Below are 15,912 nucleotides of genomic sequence, written 5' to 3' on the forward strand. Positions count from 1 at the left end.
GCATAAGAAAGATAAAACCCATCTAGCAATGTTTGATAAAGCCAAACGAGCCGAGTACCTGTCGGTACACCGAGACCATATCTCTCCTCTATCGGCAAAAGATTTCTAATCAAGATGCCCGTTAAGAAAAATGCATGTTTGAGCGTTAGCGAGTTTGCGATTTTTAGGGCTTAGCAGATTAGAAATCAGTGTGGATATACGTAAACTCATACAGGGTTATTCTCCCTATCAAAGAGCTTTGCCGTAGACAAACTCTGCTTTCGCACTCCGCCAAGGAGCCGCTCAGGGGTGTAGGTCTCCACGAGCCGACTGGCTATTCCGGGATTTAAGGGGAGGCGGGTGAGGGACAATTTTCCCAGCGGTCGAGAGCGGCGGAAGGTCCCTTGGGCCTCCCCTTTAAACGGAGCAGTTATGTTAATGGCTGAGAAAATACCCAAATACAACTACCGCAAGGATAATCCTGTATATCCCAAAGGGGATAAAGTCGTGTTTTTTTACGTAGGTTAGGAATTTCCTGATTACTACGAAGGCCACGATGAATGATAGGACCATGCCTACTAGGATTATAAACCATTCGTAGCCTGAAAATCCTCCTAGGTTTTTTACAAGTTTTAGGAGGGTTGCTCCTAGCATGGTTGGGATGGCTAGGAAGAAGGAGAATTCTGCTGCGGCGGGTCTTGATAGGCCTAGGATCATGGCTCCTATGATTGTGGCAGCAGATCTTGAGGTGCCTGGGACCATGGCTAGACATTGGAAAAATCCTATCGCCAAGATTGTTGTGTATGGCACGTCTGCAAGAGATTCGTATTTGATTTTTTTGTTTCTTTTTTCTACTAATATTATTATCAGACCCCAAATAAAGAGCATGGCGGCTACTGTCATTGGGTTAAAAAGATAGGCATCTATAAGATCGTCAAATAAGAGGCCTAGGACCATGGCTGGTAGGACTCCTACTATGACTTTTAGCCATAATTTCATTGTCTTTTGGTCAGGATGGGTCGCTATAAAGTAGGCCCTTGACCTGGTATTTAGGTCATCGTAGTTTCTTGGTAGTTTAATCTTTGATTTAGTCCAAGGGTTTAATTTTTCAAAATAAAGGACAACTACAGAAAGGATGGCTCCTAGCTGGATGATTACGTTAAAGGCGTTGGAGAAGCCTTCTGGTTCGAGCTTTACAAATTGGTTTACTAAAATTAGGTGGCCTGTAGATGAGACAGGCAAAAATTCTGTGACCCCCTCTACTATCGAAAGGATTAGGACTTTTATTAGATCTATTATCATTTAAATTCCTCCATAAATGAGTGTTTTTCGCCACTAACCTTATAGCCTAGGACCATGTCACAGTTGACATTTTCTGAGCTACGAAGGATTGACATTTCTACATTTGGATTGTCTTTCTTAAGCTCTGCTATAAGCTCTTTGACTTTTTTTCTGGTATGAGATTCGCTTGACTTGGTAACTGTGCAGGCACAATCAAGGGCGCTTAGTTCGGCAAAATCTCTCCACCTTATTATATCCTCTTCTCTGAGGTAGTAAAGGGGTCTTATAAGGAGCATATCGTCAAAATTTTGAGCCGTAAGCTTTGGTTTCATGGTCTTGTAATTACCCGCATAAAGGACGTTTATCATGATGGTTTCTATAACGTCGTTTAGGTGGTGACCTAGGGCAAGTTTATTGCAGCCAAGTTCTTTTGCCTTGGCATAAAGAAAGCCCCTTCTCATCCTGGCACAAAGGTAGCATGGATTGCCCCCGTCTGCCAAAGTTTCTGATATGTCAAAGACCTTTGAGTCATAAATTTTGGCCGGTATTTCTAGGTAGGCTAGGTTTTTCTTTAAAAGATCGAGGTTTTCTTGATCGTAGCCTGGGTTCATACATAGGTATTCGACTTCAAAATTGACCTTGGAATGCTTGTGAAGTTCTTCTATAAGTTTGGCCAATAGTAGTGAGTCCTTGCCACCTGATATGGCTACTCCTACCCTATCGCCTTCTTCTATTAGCTTAAATTCTTTGACAGCCTTGATGAAGGGTGACCAAAGTTGTTTTCTATATTTTTTTATTAGTGATTTTTCTATTTCTCTTATATCTGTCATAGTATTACTTTCCTTGATGGTTCGTATCTTTTAGATACGTCTAGTTTTATGTCCTTATCTGTATCTAGTCCTAGACCCTTTAGGTAGGACTCGACTGTGATTTTGGATAAGGCTTCGGTATTGTTGGTGGTTGATAAGTGGGATAGGAAGACTGACTCTCCCCTGCCTTCTAGGGCATCACCTAGGATTTCTGCGGCCTGGTCATTTGATAAGTGGCCCATCTTGCCCATGACCCTTCGTTTTAGATTGTAGGGATAAGGGCCTATTTTTAGGGCTTCGAGGTCGTGGTTGGCCTCAAGGTAATATATATCAGAACCCTTTATCTGGTAGGCAATCTTATCGTCTATCACTCCTGTATCTGTGACCAGACTGATTTTTTTGTTGCCCAGATAAAGTATAAAACCTACCGGCTCATTGGCATCATGGTAGGTTGAAATTGGATAAATATCCATAGATTTGAAGTTTAAAAACTCATTGGACTTAAATTCTCTGATTAACTCTTCCCTAAAATTTTTGGTCTTGGGTAAAACCGCCTTCCAAGTGCCTCCGTTGGCAAAAAGTGGAATTTTAAACCTCTTGGCAAGGATGGCTGCCCCCTTGGAGTGGTCGGCATGCTCGTGGGTTAGGAAGATTCCGTCAAGCCTTGTGGCGCTTTCTCCCACGCTTTCTAAAAGTCTTTCTATTTGCCTGCCAGAAAAACCAGCATCTACCAAGATCTTGGTCCCGTCATGGTCGATAAAGACGGAGTTACCTGAAGAGCCTGAGGATAAGACAACAAATTTAGTCATCGAAATACTCTTTCAAAAACTCAGCTATAGCTGGGGTGTCATTGTCACCTATCACGAGATCAGCTGCTTTCTTGGTGATTTCTCTAGCGTTACCCATGGCTATACCCACTCCAACAGCCCTTAGGGTTTTTACGTCATTAGGTCCATCACCAAAATACATAACCTCATCCATTTTGACATCAAGCATTTTAGTAAGCTCTAGGAGCGTTTCATACTTACCAGCATCCTTGTGGAGGATTTCAACGATGGTCCTGGCGTTTCTCATATACTTGTAATCTTTCATGAAATCTGCCTTGTGTCTAGCGTCAAATTCATCCAGGGTTTTTATATCACTTTCAAAGCAAACCCTGGCTAGGTCATCGTGGATATCGTCTAGACTTTCATACCTTAGCCAAGGCATCTTCATAACAGCCTGGTCCTCTAGAAAATATTTATTAGGCTCCTTGGCCTTGTTATAGAGGATATCTCTGGTGTGGATGGTGACATCAATCCTGTCGTCGTCAAGCTTTGAAGATATTTTCTCTACGTCTTCTTCAGTTAGTACCTTTTTCATAAGGGCCTTGCCGGTGGCATTTTGCCTAATAAAAGCTCCTGTGCAGGTGATTGAGTAATCATCAAAGTCCATAAGGCCGAGCTCTTCTCTTACCTGGTAAAAGCCATTAAAACTCCTGCCTGTACAAAGAACTATTTCAAAGCCTCTCTCTTTTAATTCTTTAATTATTTCTTTAGTTTCTTTTAGGACTCTGCCATCCTTGGTGACTACGGTCCCATCTATATCAAATGCTATTAATTTTATGTTTTTTTTCATTAAAACCACTTTCTTCTTCTTTTCTCAAACTCCTATTATTTTACTAGTTTTAAAGACTTTATTCAATTTGCCCAAAGAGTAAAAACTACCCCGATTGGGATGGTTCTAATGGTATCATAAAATATTAATGATCTCGCCTTTGTGAGATTTCTCCTCCCTTCGGTCGTCGAAACGGCGCGTGGATATTGGTCGTCGAAATGGCGGTGGGACTAGGATATAGGAAGGGCATCTGGTAATGCAGTCGTCAAAAAGGTGGTGGAATAAGAAACAGGAAGGCGGATAGGAGTGCGATCATCGAAAGGACTGATGGAATAGGATTCAGGAAGGGCATCTGGTAGTGCAGTCGTCGAAAGGGTGGACGCACTAAGAATCAGGAAGACGGATAGTAGTGCGATCACCGAAAGGACTGATGGACTCGGATGCAGGATGGGTGGATTATAGGAAGGACGGCGGGTTATATAGAATTTTTCCTAGGATTTTCTCCTTCTAGGAGTATATTGGGCGCAAAGAAAAAAGCCCATAAATATGGGCACTGGCTGTTTACAAATCAAACCATTTGAGTGTTTTATTATTTAAAAAAACAAATAACGGCCATACAAGCCCTAGATTTATGGGATTCCTCGTCGAAGCCTAACGGCTTCTCTGTCGGAATGGCGCATGTCTATATGTTTTATCTACGCTCTGAGCCCATAAAATATGGGCAAAATTCTTTATTAAAAACAATATTTTTTCTTATTTGATTTCAGCCTTGACAGCCTTTGCTACTGCATCTGCCACGCCTTCTTCAAAGGCTCCTGGGATTACGTAGTCACCTGAGAGTTTATCAGGGATTACAAGCTCTGCTAGGGCCCTAGCTGCGGCAAGTTTCATGGCGTCTGTGATTTCTTCTGCGTGGGCATCTAGTGCTCCCCTAAAGATACCTGGAAAGGCTAGGACGTTGTTGATTTGGTTAGGAAAGTCTGACCTACCTGTAGCTACAACCGCAGCTCCCGCTTCCTTGGCAAGGGCTGGGTCTATCTCTGGTACAGGGTTGGCCATGGCAAAGACTATTGGATCATTTGCCATATTTTTGATATCAGCCTCATCTATTACTCCCGGCACTGATACTCCTACAAAGACATCACATCCCTTGATGGCTTCTTTTAGACTTCCTTCAAAATTTTCTTTGTTGGTAATCTTGGCAAGTTCTGCCTTGACAGGGTTTGTACCTTTTAGGTGGGTCTTGTTGATGGTACCCTTGGAGTCGCAGGCTATAACATCCCTTACTCCCAAATCTAGGAGGAGCTTACTAATGGAATATCCTGCTGCACCTGCTCCAGATACTAAAACCTTAATTTCGCTTGCCTTTTTATCAATAACCTTTAGGGCATTTATCAATGCTGCAACTGTAACTATGGCTGTGCCGTGTTGGTCGTCGTGGAAGACTGGTATATCAAGGATTTCCTTGAGTTTATTTTCTATATAGACACACCTAGGTGAGGATATATCCTCTAGGTTGATCCCTCCAAAGGTAGGGGCTATATTTTTGACTGTTTCTATAATTTCATCTGCATCCTGGGTATCAAGGACGATTGGTACTGCATTTACGTCACCAAATTCCTTAAAAAGTACAGCCTTACCTTCCATAACTGGCATGGCAGCCTTGGGACCGATATTACCAAGACCAAGGACAGCTGACCCGTCAGATACGACTGCGATGGTATTTGCCTTGGAGGTGTAAACATAGGCCTTTCTCTCATCTTCGTGGATCTTTCTACAAGGCTCTGCTACTCCTGGGGTATAGGCGTAGGTCAAATCTTCTGCATCTAGGACCTTGGCCTTAACTTCTGTAGCAACCTTGCCCTGCCACTCTTCGTGTTTTTTTAGTGCTTTTTCGTATACGTCCATAAGATTCCTTCCTCTCTATAAAATCCTTTTCATAGTCTAATTATAACATAAATTTATGAAATATTATATGAAATATTTAACAAAATGAATAATTCCTGGTATAGAATGAATTATTGAATAAAAAACCCTCCCTGCTTTTTGCAAGGAGGAAATATTTATTTATGGGTAAAGATGGAAACTAAGGAATAGATAAGGATTATAAGGGTAAAAAGTAAGATTATCTTGCCCATAGGCCTAGCTATATTTATGGTAAAGCCAACTCCCACACGCTTGGCTACAAAGAGGGCTGGGTCATCAGGATTGTTATAAAAGCCTGATCCCAAAATCCAGTACTTATCGTCTTCTTCAAAGGAAAAGTCTTCCATTTTATCAAGCCTTGACCCGTCTGATCCAACCTTGATTCCAAGGTAAATTGCACCTCCAATTGATAATATTATTGTAATAATAGTTAGAACATACAAAGGAAAGCTATTGTTTTTTAAGGCCAAGAAATTAACTCCGATTTCAAAAAGCAAGGTCATGACAAAGGCATTTAGGCCTAGGTAATATGTCCAGGCTTTCTTGGCTTTGAGGCTATTTTTTAGGGAAAGTTCTGGATTTTCTATTGCAATCCTTAGTCTAACCTTGATAAGCATGAGGTTGATCAAATAAAACATGACAAGTATTGCTAGGCTTATGAGGGTTGGATAAAAGACACTGAGGCGGGTTTTTTCTGCTGTGTCTGTGACATTGCCCTTAAAGTCAGTGTGCATGATAAGGGTGTCGCCAATTTTATCGTAATTTATAAATAGAATTATGCTTGTTAATATTATTATAAGAAGGGATGCTCCGTAAAATATGGCCATTATTTTCCTTAAGTCTGCCTTGCCTTCCTCCTTGTCTATGGCAATGATTTTCCTCTTATCTTGGCTTATACCAGCAGTCATATTTTTTAGGTTTTTATTGTATATAATAAGTGGTAAGGAAATAATTCCTAAACTTATGAAAAAGAAAAGCGTCAAAAATCCTACCGAATTAGTAATATAGGATATAAAATACTGGCCTAGGCTTAGAAATATTGTAATAGTCAAGGTCATAAACTTATAATCTTTTAAAATTTGTCTCATAGTCTCTGTATCGGCCATATCCTTAGGGATTGAAACTCCTAGAGTGTAGCCTTTTTTAGAAAAGGTCTGGATAAAAGTCTGCATCAAACCTACTAAAACTAAGGATGAGGCGTAAATTATAGCTATAAATCTTCCTTCAGTCATGGTTATCCTCCCATTTTTTGCTGATATTTTTTATAAAATCTTCCCTACTGAGACCTTTTAGCTTGGCTATGGCAATTAAAAGGTCTAGTTCTGACTCAATTTTTCCAAGGTTATAAGCTGCCATTGGATTTTGATTTTCTGATATGAGACTACCGTACCTCCTATCCATTGTAAGGACCCCATCAGCTTCCAAAAGCTTGTAGGCCTTGTTGACTGTGTGGAGGTTGATACCGATATTTTCAGCCATCTCCCTTACTGAAGGGAGTTTATCACCGGCCTTTATATCCCCTCTGGCAAGTCCTATTATTATTCCCCTTCTGATTTGCTCATAGATTGGTAAATCAGATTTAAAATCAATTTCTAAAAACATACACCCTCCTTGCTCTATCTGTTATATATATAATATAACAAGACTAGCAAAAAGTAAATAGGATTTTAATATTTTTTCTAAATGACTTTGACTTTTAGGTAAAATTTCTCTTTCTTACCAGACTATGAAATACTTTGTTAAAAAAATTAGGTATTTTTATATTTTTTTGATATAATATCCTGGAGGTGAAAATATGAAATTAGGAATAATCGGTGCAGGAGCAGTTGGATTTGCTGTTGGATACACAGCAGCAAGAATGGGCATAGCTTCTGACATAAAATACAATGATATTGATGAAGGAAAGGCCAAGGCTCAGGCCATGGATATAGAGGATGCGTCAAGCTTTTACCCACACTATGTAAAAATGAGTTGGGGATCCTACAAGGATATGGCTGACAGGGACATAATAGTAACTGCTACAGGCAGCCTTGATGGCATAAGAGATAGGCTTGAAGAATACGAAATGTTCAAGGATGCCACAGAAGCCTATGTAAAAGAAATCGTAGAAGCAGGCTTTGACGGAATATTTATAGTAGTGGGAAATCCTTGTGACCTAATGGCAGATCTTGTCTATAGGGCAAGCGGTTTTCCAAAGGAAAGAGTAATAGGATCAGGTACAGCCCTTGATACAACAAGGCTAAACACTACTTTATGTAAACTTTTAGAAATAGACCCAGCTGACGTAAGGGGTGTTGTACTTGGCGAGCACGGCGAAAGCCAATTTGTTGCTTGGTCAAATATTTTTATAAACAACCTACAATTTAACGAATACCTAAAACAAAATCCCAAAAACTTCTCTAGGGATGATGTAGAAAACCTAGTAAGAGAAAGAGCTTGGAGGGTAATAGACGGCAAGGGTCACACCCAATGTGGTATAGGCAATACTGTCTGCTCAATGATAGATGCTATAGTAAATGATAGAAAAAAGGTAATCCTTGTAGCTACCCTCATGGAAGGTATGTATGGCCTAGATGACATCTACCTATCTACCCCATGTGTCCTAGGTAAAAACGGCATGGAAAAGGCAATCGAGCTAAATTTAAACGAAGAAGAGCTAGAAAGACTAAAACATTCAGAAAAAGTTTTAAAGGCTAATAGGGAAAAATATAGATAAAGAAAAACGAGCAAACAGGCTCGTTTTTTTGCTTATCTATACTTAGGCCTACTAATTTTTTTCTATGACAATTATATAGGGTGGATTGTTGGGTCTTGTTGGATAGGCTATTTTTATTAGACCATATTTTTTCTGATCTAGACCTTGGAGGTAGGCTTTAAGCTTCTCGCTTTCTACTTTCCCTGCTGGGTGGCCTGGGTAAATAGTCAGGATTATTATCCCATCTTTATTTAAAAGTCCCAGAGTCTTTTCTAGGCTTGCTAGGGTAGTTTTGTAGGAGGTGGTAATAGTCTTATCTCCACCGGGCAGGTAGCCTAGGTTGTAGATTATAAGGTCTAGGCCTTCTTTTATATATTTATCGACCTCAGCGTGGCTTCTTAGATTAAAGATAAATCTCTCATCATCTCCAATAAGGTTAAGGGCTTTTTCTCGGGCTTCTTTTTGGATATCAAAGCCATAGAGTCTTTCGACACTTGTATTTTCTAGGATATACTTACTATCATTTCCCCCGCCTACTGTCATGTCGGCTGCGACCTTTATTTCCTTTTTAGAGTCTATTATTATTTTGACCAGGTCAACTACTCTCTTTCCCATTAGTAGGACCTCAAATTCTTGTAGTCCTTGCCGTCGATTTGCCTAAAAAAGTCAGCCTGGTTTGGACCTTCTCTTCTTATTGGCATACCCATCCTGTGCATTTCGTTTAATTTAAAAATCATGAGGTTGACATTGACATCATGCATACTGGCTAACTCATTGTAGGTATATCCTTCTACTATATCCTCCATCAGTTTCTTTTCATCAAGAAGGAGGTGGGCGGCAAAGATATTAGCCTCTATTTCCATTTCGCTTTTGATATCAAAAATCTCATACTCTACCAAGGTTTTTTTGGCATTTGCCTGGTGGTAGATATCATGGCCTAACTCGTGGGCAAATACCATATTTAAAATCCTATAGTCTACATTTGGATTGTAGAAGACGAAGCGACTTTCTAGGATTATCTTATACATACCTAGTAGCTTAGTGTCTTCCTTGAAGGGTATAAGGTGGACTCCTCGCTCTTCTAAGATAGACCTAGGATCACGGGTGCCATGGATTTTGATCAGGTCTAAGGCGTCCTCATAGATTTGATCATAGGAGTAGGTCATTACTTATTTTTCCTAAATTTTTTGCTATCTTGCCTAGCTATATAGTAGGCTTCGGAGATGGCATCTAGGATGGCCCTCTTATCTTCTTCTGGGATTTCTCCCCCCGCCATAAGACCTATAACCCCGTCGACTAACTCTTCTGCTTCCTTGCCTGCCTTGATGCCGTACCTTTCGCGGGTGGTAAGGACAAAGTCTTCCTCATCTGTAACCAGGTAGTCATGGCTGGTATCTAGGGCATCTGCCAGAAGGTCGTAGGTCTTTCTATACCTTGGCTTAGATAGGCCTAATTCATAGCGGGATATGGTTTTAAGGGATACTTCTACCATGTCGGCTAGTTCTTGTTGGGTTAACTTTTTTTCTTCTCTTAGACTTTTTAATTTGCTTGCGAAACTCATTATTCTCCTCTTTTTCTTTTTATCTGTGTCCTAATTTAGGAAAACCTGTCTTGACAAAAGACATTTAGTGTCTTATAATTATCTTAAAGTCATTTATTGTCTTGATTATACATTAAGAGTCTAGAATAATCAAGATATTTTAGAAATTTTAATAAGGAGTACATCATGAAAAAAATCATCCTACATTCAGATATGAACGCCTGCTATGCCTCCATAGAGGCTAAGCTAAATCCAGCCCTTAAGGGCAAGGCTATGGCTGTGGCAGGAAATCCTAAAAATAGAAACGGAATCATCCTTGCCAAAAGCCAAGAGGCCAAGGAGATGGGTGTTAAGACTGGTATGCCTATCTGGGAGGCCCTTACCCATTGTAGGGATTTGATTTTGGTTCCTCCCCACTATGACGAGTATCTAAGACATTCAAAAATGGCCAAGAAAATCTACTACGACTACACCAACCAGGTCGAATCTTTTGGCCTTGATGAATGTTTTCTAGATGTATCTGGCTCTAGGAAGCTTTTTGGGTCAGGATTAGACATTGCCAAGGAAATTTCTAGGCGTATGAAGGAAGAAGTTGGTCTTACAGTGTCTATAGGAGTTTCTTTTTGCAAAATTTTTGCCAAACTTGGTTCAGATATGAAAAAACCTGACGCCATAACAGTCATTGACGAAAATAATTGGAAGGAGAAGGTCTGGCCTCAAAAGGTAGAAGCCATGGTAGGAATCGGCAGGGCAAGTAAGGCTAAGCTTAACCGCATCGGCATCTACACCCTAGGAGACCTTGCCCAAGCACCTGCAAGCCTTCTTAAAAACCTCCTTGGAGTAAATGGACTCTACCTTTGGACCTATGCCAACGGCGAAGACATCCGCCCGGTTGTTGACCTAAACCACAAAGATATCATAAAAACCATAGGCAACTCCTCTACATGTAGGAAGGACCTTTTAACTAAGGGCGAGGTCAAAAATGTCATCCAGGAGTTAAGTTTTTCCGTATCTAGAAGGCTCAGGGAAGCGGGTCTTGAGGCAAATGGAGTAGAAATATTTGTAAGAGACTCCAAGCTTTTTTCCATGCATTTTAGGGATAGACTCAAGCTTGCAAGCCAGTCTTCTATAACCCTAACAGATGCTGGTTTTAGGCTATTTTGTGAGAAATATAAGTGGGATTTGCCAGTTAGGGCCATCGGTATAAGGGCTGTGGACCTTAAGCCTCTGGGGTCAGGCAGCCAACTTGATGTTTTTATGGAGTGTGAGAAGTATTTTAAGGAAGAATCCTGTGACAAGGCCATCTACGAAATAAGGAAAAAATATGGCAAGGATGCTATTTCTTTTGCCGCTCTCAAAAGAGATATAAAACTACCTGAGGAAATCAACGAAATCATTACCCTTCCCAACAGGCACTACAATTCCTGATAAAATCTAAGGGTCTTTGGGTATAAATATAAGTAAATACAAGGAAAATTACTTCACACTTAAAATTTAAGGAGAAAATAATGACAGAACAAAAATTAAACTTATTAACAGATTATTTCCAAGATAACGGCATCGAAGGCCTAGATCCTCAAAAAGTCCTCGAAAATATGTCCGATGATGAGATAAGGGCCATGGTCTCAGGCAATGATGAATATGTAGTCAAAAGAAGCGGCAACATAGAAAAATACAAAAAAGATAAGGTTGCCAGATCCATCAAAAATTCAGCCGACGAGTCTGATATCCAGTTAAATAGCTCAGATGTTGATATCATCATAAAAGACATAACAGATAGGTTGTTTTATGGGGATGATAAAAAACTCACCCCAACCGTAGAAGTCAGAGACATGGTCATAGAAATCTTGAAAAAAGACGGCTATTCCAAGGTTAGCGAGGCCTACGAAAACTACGCCAAAAACCAAAACTAATGTTAATCAAAATAGTTGCAGTAGGCAAAATCAAGGAAAAATTCTACAAAGACGCCCTAGCTGAGTATGAAAAAAGAATGAAAAGCTACAACAAGGTCGAAATTGTAGAAGTAGCAGATGAAAAAGCTCCTGAAACCTTATCAAGCAAGGAAGTAGATCAGGTAAAGACAGCCGAAGGCGAGAGAATACTAAGTAAGATCAAGGACGACTCCTTTGTAGTGACCCTAGAAATAAATGGCAAGGCCCTAGATTCTATAAAATTTGCCAAACTCATCCAAGATGAAATGCTAGATGGCTTTGGCAGGGACCTAGTCTTTGTCATAGGAGGTTCAAACGGCCTTGGAGAAAATGTCCTAAAAAGGTCTAATTACAAACTATCCTTCGGCAAAATGACCTACCCCCACCAACTAATGAGGGTTATATTAATGGAACAAATATATAGGGCTTATAGGATTATAAATAAGGAACCATACCATAAGTAAGATGAATTGGTAAATCTTTATTATCAGATTATATAAGGGTATCTTTTCGTTCATCCTGGTCCTTAAGCTATGGGGTCCCTCGTCGAAAGTCTACGACTTTCTCGCTCGGGACGGCGCATGTTGTAACCAACCCCACAGCGCCGTCCCGACAAAGACCATAGGCCGCCGAGGGACCCTATAAGGTAAAGACCAGAATATTCGAAGGGACCAGCTCAATAAACCCACATCAGGAGAAATAATGTATCATTTCGTATATATACTAACAACAAAATATAATAAGAGATTTTATACTGGCTATACAAACAACCTCTTAAGACGTACATATGAACATAAAAACCACTTAGACAAGGGAAGTTTTACAGATAGATACAACATAACCAAGCTTGTCTATTATGAAGTCTTTGAAGACTATGAATACGCCAGAGCAAGAGAAGACCAGATAAAAGGATATAGGAGAGAAAAAAAGATAAACTTGGTAAATAAGATGAATCAAAATTGGGATGACCTTTATCATCAAATGATATAGGGGTATTTCTTCGTTCATCCTGGTCCTTAAGCTATGGGGTCCCTCGTCAGTCGCTAGGCTCCTTCGCTCTGCCTCTGCATCAGTCCTAACATACATTTTCTATCGAAAATGTGCTTAGGGCGTAAGGGACGGCGCAGAGTGCCCAACTCCCACAGCGCCGTCCCGACAAAGGCCATAGGCCGCCGAGGGACACTATAAAGTAAGGACCAGAATATTCGAAGGGTCCCAACTTCTTAACAAAACCCAAACAAAAACCCCAACCTACTCGTTTTTCCGAGTTTGGCTGGGGTTTTTTTAAATATCTTTAGTAAAATCTTCTATTCTTACAAAAACAGGCATGCCGTCTTGGTAGACTTGTTTTACTTCTCCTTTTATTAGGGGAAGGGTATAGGCTTTGATTTTCTCCTCTAGAGTTTTCTTATCTTTTAGCCATTCTTGAGGGATTTTCATTTCCTTGTTGGCTATTTCATCTGGGTTTACTTCTGTATAATAAACCTCATAGTCTTCGCTATCTTTTCTCCTTAAAACCGGAACAAGGTTAGTTCTTGTAGTTCCTAGCTCTACTGCTCTATAGCCTAGGTGGTAGGCTTCCTTAGAATCAGTTTCTGATATTAGATTATTTGACCTTTGGACAATATTTAGTTCTACTGCCCTAGACTTGATATCTAGCCTACCTCTTACAAGGTCAGCAAGTCTTTCTCCCACACCTGATACTACTGGGTGGTTAAAGCCATCTTTTGTATTGGCAAAAACTTCCTCAGATAAGAGGCCATCAGTATCTCTAAATCCTTCTGCTATAGCGACTAGGAGGTTTTTTTCCTTTTTTAATTCTTCCCTTATATCATCTAGAAGCTTATCTATTGACATCTCATCTTCTGGTATATACAAAAGATTTACCAAGTCTTTATGGTAGTTATGATTAGCAACTAGACTTGATGCAGCAAGCCAGCCTGCGTGACGACCCATGATTTCAACAAAGGTTACACTTTCAAGATCATAGATATCCACATCACATCTTAAACTTCTAAGGGTTGATGCTATATATTTGGCAGCTGAGCCAAAGCCTGGAGAATGGTCCATTCCCTCAAGGTCATTATCAATTGTCTTTGGACATCCAACTACATTTATTCCTTCAATATTTTTATAGGCTATGTAAGAATTTAACTTCTTAACTGTATCCATAGAGTCATTTCCGCCTATATAGACAAAAAGACCTATGTCATTTTTCTTTAAAACTTCAAAAATTTTCTCATAAACAGGGCTATCAAGGTCACCATCAAGCTTAAACCTACAAGATCCAAGGATAGAAGCAGGTCTTGCCTTAAGCTTCTTTGTCATATTTACCTTACTAAAGGTCTCAGTATCTACAAGCTTGATATTTTCATTAATGATACCCTCGATACCATTCATAGATACAAATATTTTCTCAAAATCATTATCAATACCACTATCAATAACCCCCGCCAAAGATGAATTAATAACAGAAGTTGGTCCGCCCGACTGGGCCACAATTAGATTCATTTATTCTCCTTCTTAAGTACAAAATTTTCTAGATAATAAGCTATGCCGTCTTCATTGTTGGACTTAGTCACAAAATTAGAAGCCTCTTTGATAGGATCTACAGCATTTTCCATAGCAACACCTGTACCCGCTACTTCAAACATAGACATATCGTTCATCTCATCGCCAAAAACAATAGAATCTTTTCTATCTATACCAAAAATCTTACAAGCTTCTAGGACTGCATTACCCTTGGATAAGCCCTTAGGCATCACTTCATAATAAAACCTAGAAGATTTAACCTGCTCTGTCTTATCCCCAAATTTTTCCAAAAGCTTCTTAGCTGGATTGTCAATCTTATCAGGATCTTGGGCAAAAAGAAGCTTGATTGGTGCAAAATCTAAACTATTCCTAAGGTCCTCTATAACCTTAATCTCCATGTCAACAATTTTTGACTCCCTTATTACATAAGCGTTATTCTTCCTATCTGTAAGGATATCTTTGCCATCAAAAATCATAAGCTCTAGATCAAGGTCTTTTGAAAAATCAAGGATATCCTTAGCCAAATCAAGGTCCATAGGGTGGCTAGCAAGAGATTTTTTGGCCTTATAATCATAAAGCTCACCACCATTAAAAGCAGAAATAAGGCCTCCTAGCCTATCAAATTCCAAACCTTCTGCCTGCTTTCTTATACCATAGGTAGCCCTACCTGAGGCTATCATAACCTTGTGACCTTCTTTGATAGCAGAAATTAGAGCCTTTTTAGTTCTTGGAGTGATTTCCTTTTTGTTATTAACAAGCGTGCCATCAACATCAACTGCAATTAATTTCTTCATAAAAATCCTAACTAATTATTTAAAATCCTAAAAATTTCTTCACCAGACTTAACAGACCCATCTGCAATTATATCAACCTTTTTTATAGCAGGATTGGTGATAAGAATAGGAGATTGGGTACTTTTGCCAGCTTCTTTCATTTTTATAGGATCAAACTCAAGCAAAAGATCACCCGGCTTAACCTCATCTCCTACCTTTTTAAAAGACTTAAACCCATCTCCATTCATCTCAACGGTATCAATACCAATATGTATCAGAATCTGATAACCGGAAGCATTTTTTATAGCAATCCCATGGTTGCCATTGGTCACAATAGTAACCTTGCCAGCGCAAGGAGCATAAACCTTGGAATCAGTAGGCAAACACAAAACCCCCGCTCCAACAATTCCTTGGGAAAAAATTGGATCTATACACTCAGTAAGGTCTACAATTTCTCCCGTAATGGGTGCAAAAAATAACGTATCATCAAAATCTACCATATAATCCTCTTTCTTAAAATAAAAAACATAAAAAGGGCAAAAGCCCAAAAAAATCTACCGAAATGGTTTGAAAAACCAAACCTCTATAGATACTATACCACAAAAGAAAACTTACTTCTTTGTAGGAAAGCGTTGGATTTTAAAGAAAATAAAAATTTTTAATACAATTTGATAATTTATACACTATAAAGCTAGCTTTATGTCTCTTAAATAAAGTTTTTCCTGCTATTATAAATGTGATTTTAAGCTCTGAGATATAGTTTGACCTACTATTCCACCAAACGTATAACAAAAGCCTAATTTGAGTTGATCTAAGAGGTTTCTCCAGTCTCCACTAGCCGACAGGCTTG

18 protein-coding genes are annotated in these 15,912 nt (G+C 39.5%); 5 read left to right on the forward strand and 13 right to left on the reverse strand.

Features of this window, described 5'->3' with window-relative positions; translation table 11 throughout:
• Positions 1 to 414: 414 nt before the first annotated feature.
• The 7 genes from Q0410_RS06110 to Q0410_RS06140 all read right to left on the reverse strand — a co-directional run bounded on the left by Q0410_RS06110 (position 415) and on the right by Q0410_RS06140 (position 7,193).
• Positions 415 to 1,281 (reverse strand): undecaprenyl-diphosphate phosphatase, encoded by an 867-nt coding sequence (locus Q0410_RS06110; protein ID WP_299034345.1) that lies wholly within the window; start codon positions 1,279 to 1,281, stop codon positions 415 to 417.
• Complete coding sequence (locus Q0410_RS06115; protein WP_299034347.1) at positions 1,278 to 2,090, reverse strand: ATP-binding protein; 813 nt, start codon at positions 2,088 to 2,090, stop codon at positions 1,278 to 1,280. The genes Q0410_RS06110 and Q0410_RS06115 overlap by 4 nt, the downstream gene beginning before the upstream one ends.
• Entirely contained in the window at positions 2,087 to 2,878 is a 792-nt protein-coding gene (locus Q0410_RS06120) for an MBL fold metallo-hydrolase (RefSeq protein ID WP_299034349.1), read from the reverse strand. Before Q0410_RS06120 ends, Q0410_RS06115 begins: the two co-directional genes overlap by 4 nt.
• The gene (locus tag Q0410_RS06125) at positions 2,871 to 3,686 is read right to left on the reverse strand and encodes a Cof-type HAD-IIB family hydrolase (RefSeq protein WP_299034351.1); all 816 of its coding nucleotides are present in this window, start codon (positions 3,684 to 3,686) and stop codon (positions 2,871 to 2,873) included. Before Q0410_RS06125 ends, Q0410_RS06120 begins: the two co-directional genes overlap by 8 nt.
• Positions 3,687 to 4,418: 732 nt before the next feature.
• Positions 4,419 to 5,573 (reverse strand): NADP-dependent malic enzyme, encoded by a 1,155-nt coding sequence (locus tag Q0410_RS06130; RefSeq protein ID WP_299034353.1) that lies wholly within the window; start codon positions 5,571 to 5,573, stop codon positions 4,419 to 4,421.
• 155 nt (positions 5,574 to 5,728) lie between these two features.
• On the reverse strand, positions 5,729 to 6,823 hold the full coding sequence (locus Q0410_RS06135) for a DUF5808 domain-containing protein (RefSeq protein ID WP_299034355.1): 1,095 nt from the start codon (positions 6,821 to 6,823) through the stop codon (positions 5,729 to 5,731).
• The gene (locus tag Q0410_RS06140; protein ID WP_299034357.1) at positions 6,816 to 7,193 is read right to left on the reverse strand and encodes a GntR family transcriptional regulator; all 378 of its coding nucleotides are present in this window, start codon (positions 7,191 to 7,193) and stop codon (positions 6,816 to 6,818) included. Before Q0410_RS06140 ends, Q0410_RS06135 begins: the two co-directional genes overlap by 8 nt.
• 193 nt (positions 7,194 to 7,386) lie before the next feature.
• Between Q0410_RS06140 and Q0410_RS06145 the strand changes: the two genes are divergently transcribed.
• Entirely contained in the window at positions 7,387 to 8,307 is a 921-nt protein-coding gene (locus tag Q0410_RS06145) for a lactate/malate family dehydrogenase (protein WP_299034360.1), read from the forward strand.
• Between the two features lie 51 nt (positions 8,308 to 8,358).
• On the opposite strand, the gene Q0410_RS06150 is transcribed toward Q0410_RS06145, so the two are convergent.
• From Q0410_RS06150 to Q0410_RS06160, 3 genes are read right to left on the reverse strand one after another with little or no spacing between them, the layout of a single operon-like run.
• Positions 8,359 to 8,901, reverse strand: coding sequence for a class I SAM-dependent methyltransferase (locus Q0410_RS06150; RefSeq protein WP_299034363.1), 543 nt, complete (start codon positions 8,899 to 8,901; stop codon positions 8,359 to 8,361).
• Complete coding sequence (locus tag Q0410_RS06155) at positions 8,901 to 9,452, reverse strand: ImmA/IrrE family metallo-endopeptidase (RefSeq protein WP_299034366.1); 552 nt, start codon at positions 9,450 to 9,452, stop codon at positions 8,901 to 8,903. Before Q0410_RS06155 ends, Q0410_RS06150 begins: the two co-directional genes overlap by 1 nt.
• A complete protein-coding gene (locus tag Q0410_RS06160; protein ID WP_299034368.1) occupies positions 9,452 to 9,847 on the reverse strand; it encodes a helix-turn-helix domain-containing protein in 396 nt (131 codons plus the stop codon). The genes Q0410_RS06155 and Q0410_RS06160 overlap by 1 nt, the downstream gene beginning before the upstream one ends.
• Before the next feature lie 165 nt (positions 9,848 to 10,012).
• Between Q0410_RS06160 and Q0410_RS06165 the strand changes: the two genes are divergently transcribed.
• The 4 genes from Q0410_RS06165 (at position 10,013) to Q0410_RS06180 (ending at position 12,747) form a co-directional block, all read left to right on the forward strand.
• Positions 10,013 to 11,254 (forward strand): DNA polymerase IV, encoded by a 1,242-nt coding sequence (locus Q0410_RS06165; RefSeq protein ID WP_299034371.1) that lies wholly within the window; start codon positions 10,013 to 10,015, stop codon positions 11,252 to 11,254.
• 80 nt (positions 11,255 to 11,334) lie between these two features.
• On the forward strand, positions 11,335 to 11,739 hold the full coding sequence (locus Q0410_RS06170) for an ATP cone domain-containing protein (RefSeq protein WP_299034374.1): 405 nt from the start codon (positions 11,335 to 11,337) through the stop codon (positions 11,737 to 11,739).
• The gene (rlmH, locus tag Q0410_RS06175) at positions 11,739 to 12,221 is read left to right on the forward strand and encodes a 23S rRNA (pseudouridine(1915)-N(3))-methyltransferase RlmH (protein ID WP_299034377.1); all 483 of its coding nucleotides are present in this window, start codon (positions 11,739 to 11,741) and stop codon (positions 12,219 to 12,221) included. The genes Q0410_RS06170 and rlmH overlap by 1 nt, the downstream gene beginning before the upstream one ends.
• A gap of 238 nt (positions 12,222 to 12,459) precedes the next feature.
• Complete coding sequence (locus Q0410_RS06180; protein ID WP_299034379.1) at positions 12,460 to 12,747, forward strand: GIY-YIG nuclease family protein; 288 nt, start codon at positions 12,460 to 12,462, stop codon at positions 12,745 to 12,747.
• 294 nt (positions 12,748 to 13,041) lie between these two features.
• Here Q0410_RS06180 and Q0410_RS06185 read toward each other — a convergent pair whose 3' ends face one another.
• From Q0410_RS06185 to Q0410_RS06195, 3 genes are read right to left on the reverse strand one after another with little or no spacing between them, the layout of a single operon-like run.
• Positions 13,042 to 14,268: a diphosphate--fructose-6-phosphate 1-phosphotransferase gene (locus Q0410_RS06185; protein WP_299034382.1), complete on the reverse strand. Its 1,227-nt coding sequence runs from the start codon at positions 14,266 to 14,268 to the stop codon at positions 13,042 to 13,044.
• Positions 14,265 to 15,083, reverse strand: a complete 819-nt coding sequence (locus tag Q0410_RS06190; protein ID WP_299034385.1) for a Cof-type HAD-IIB family hydrolase — start codon at positions 15,081 to 15,083, stop codon at positions 14,265 to 14,267. The genes Q0410_RS06185 and Q0410_RS06190 overlap by 4 nt, the downstream gene beginning before the upstream one ends.
• Before the next feature lie 11 nt (positions 15,084 to 15,094).
• Positions 15,095 to 15,562, reverse strand: a complete 468-nt coding sequence (locus tag Q0410_RS06195; RefSeq protein ID WP_299034388.1) for a PTS glucose transporter subunit IIA — start codon at positions 15,560 to 15,562, stop codon at positions 15,095 to 15,097.
• Between the last annotated feature and the right edge of the window lie 350 nt (positions 15,563 to 15,912).

Origin of the sequence: uncultured Anaerococcus sp., assembly GCF_937934665.1 — a bacterium.
Lineage (GTDB): Bacteria > Bacillota > Clostridia > Tissierellales > Peptoniphilaceae > Anaerococcus.

Bases quoted from the DNA above. Each gene is read 5' to 3' on its own strand.
- Q0410_RS06190 (WP_299034385.1), bottom strand. From the start codon at position 15,083: ATGAAGAAATTAATTGCAGTTGATGTTGATGGCACGCTTGTTAATAAC.
- Q0410_RS06180 (WP_299034379.1), top strand. From the start codon at position 12,460: ATGTATCATTTCGTATATATACTAACAACAAAATATAATAAGAGATTT.
- Q0410_RS06110 (WP_299034345.1), bottom strand. From the start codon at position 1,281: ATGATAATAGATCTAATAAAAGTCCTAATCCTTTCGATAGTAGAGGGG.
- Q0410_RS06130 (WP_299034353.1), bottom strand. From the start codon at position 5,573: ATGGACGTATACGAAAAAGCACTAAAAAAACACGAAGAGTGGCAGGGC.
- Q0410_RS06150 (WP_299034363.1), bottom strand. From the start codon at position 8,901: ATGGGAAAGAGAGTAGTTGACCTGGTCAAAATAATAATAGACTCTAAA.
- Q0410_RS06145 (WP_299034360.1), top strand. From the start codon at position 7,387: ATGAAATTAGGAATAATCGGTGCAGGAGCAGTTGGATTTGCTGTTGGA.
- Q0410_RS06135 (WP_299034355.1), bottom strand. From the start codon at position 6,823: ATGACTGAAGGAAGATTTATAGCTATAATTTACGCCTCATCCTTAGTT.
- Q0410_RS06140 (WP_299034357.1), bottom strand. From the start codon at position 7,193: ATGTTTTTAGAAATTGATTTTAAATCTGATTTACCAATCTATGAGCAA.
- Q0410_RS06160 (WP_299034368.1), bottom strand. From the start codon at position 9,847: ATGAGTTTCGCAAGCAAATTAAAAAGTCTAAGAGAAGAAAAAAAGTTA.
- Q0410_RS06165 (WP_299034371.1), top strand. From the start codon at position 10,013: ATGAAAAAAATCATCCTACATTCAGATATGAACGCCTGCTATGCCTCC.
- Q0410_RS06115 (WP_299034347.1), bottom strand. From the start codon at position 2,090: ATGACAGATATAAGAGAAATAGAAAAATCACTAATAAAAAAATATAGA.
- Q0410_RS06195 (WP_299034388.1), bottom strand. From the start codon at position 15,562: ATGGTAGATTTTGATGATACGTTATTTTTTGCACCCATTACGGGAGAA.
- Q0410_RS06125 (WP_299034351.1), bottom strand. From the start codon at position 3,686: ATGAAAAAAAACATAAAATTAATAGCATTTGATATAGATGGGACCGTA.
- rlmH (WP_299034377.1), top strand. From the start codon at position 11,739: ATGTTAATCAAAATAGTTGCAGTAGGCAAAATCAAGGAAAAATTCTAC.
- Q0410_RS06155 (WP_299034366.1), bottom strand. From the start codon at position 9,452: ATGACCTACTCCTATGATCAAATCTATGAGGACGCCTTAGACCTGATC.
- Q0410_RS06185 (WP_299034382.1), bottom strand. From the start codon at position 14,268: ATGAATCTAATTGTGGCCCAGTCGGGCGGACCAACTTCTGTTATTAAT.
- Q0410_RS06120 (WP_299034349.1), bottom strand. From the start codon at position 2,878: ATGACTAAATTTGTTGTCTTATCCTCAGGCTCTTCAGGTAACTCCGTC.
- Q0410_RS06170 (WP_299034374.1), top strand. From the start codon at position 11,335: ATGACAGAACAAAAATTAAACTTATTAACAGATTATTTCCAAGATAAC.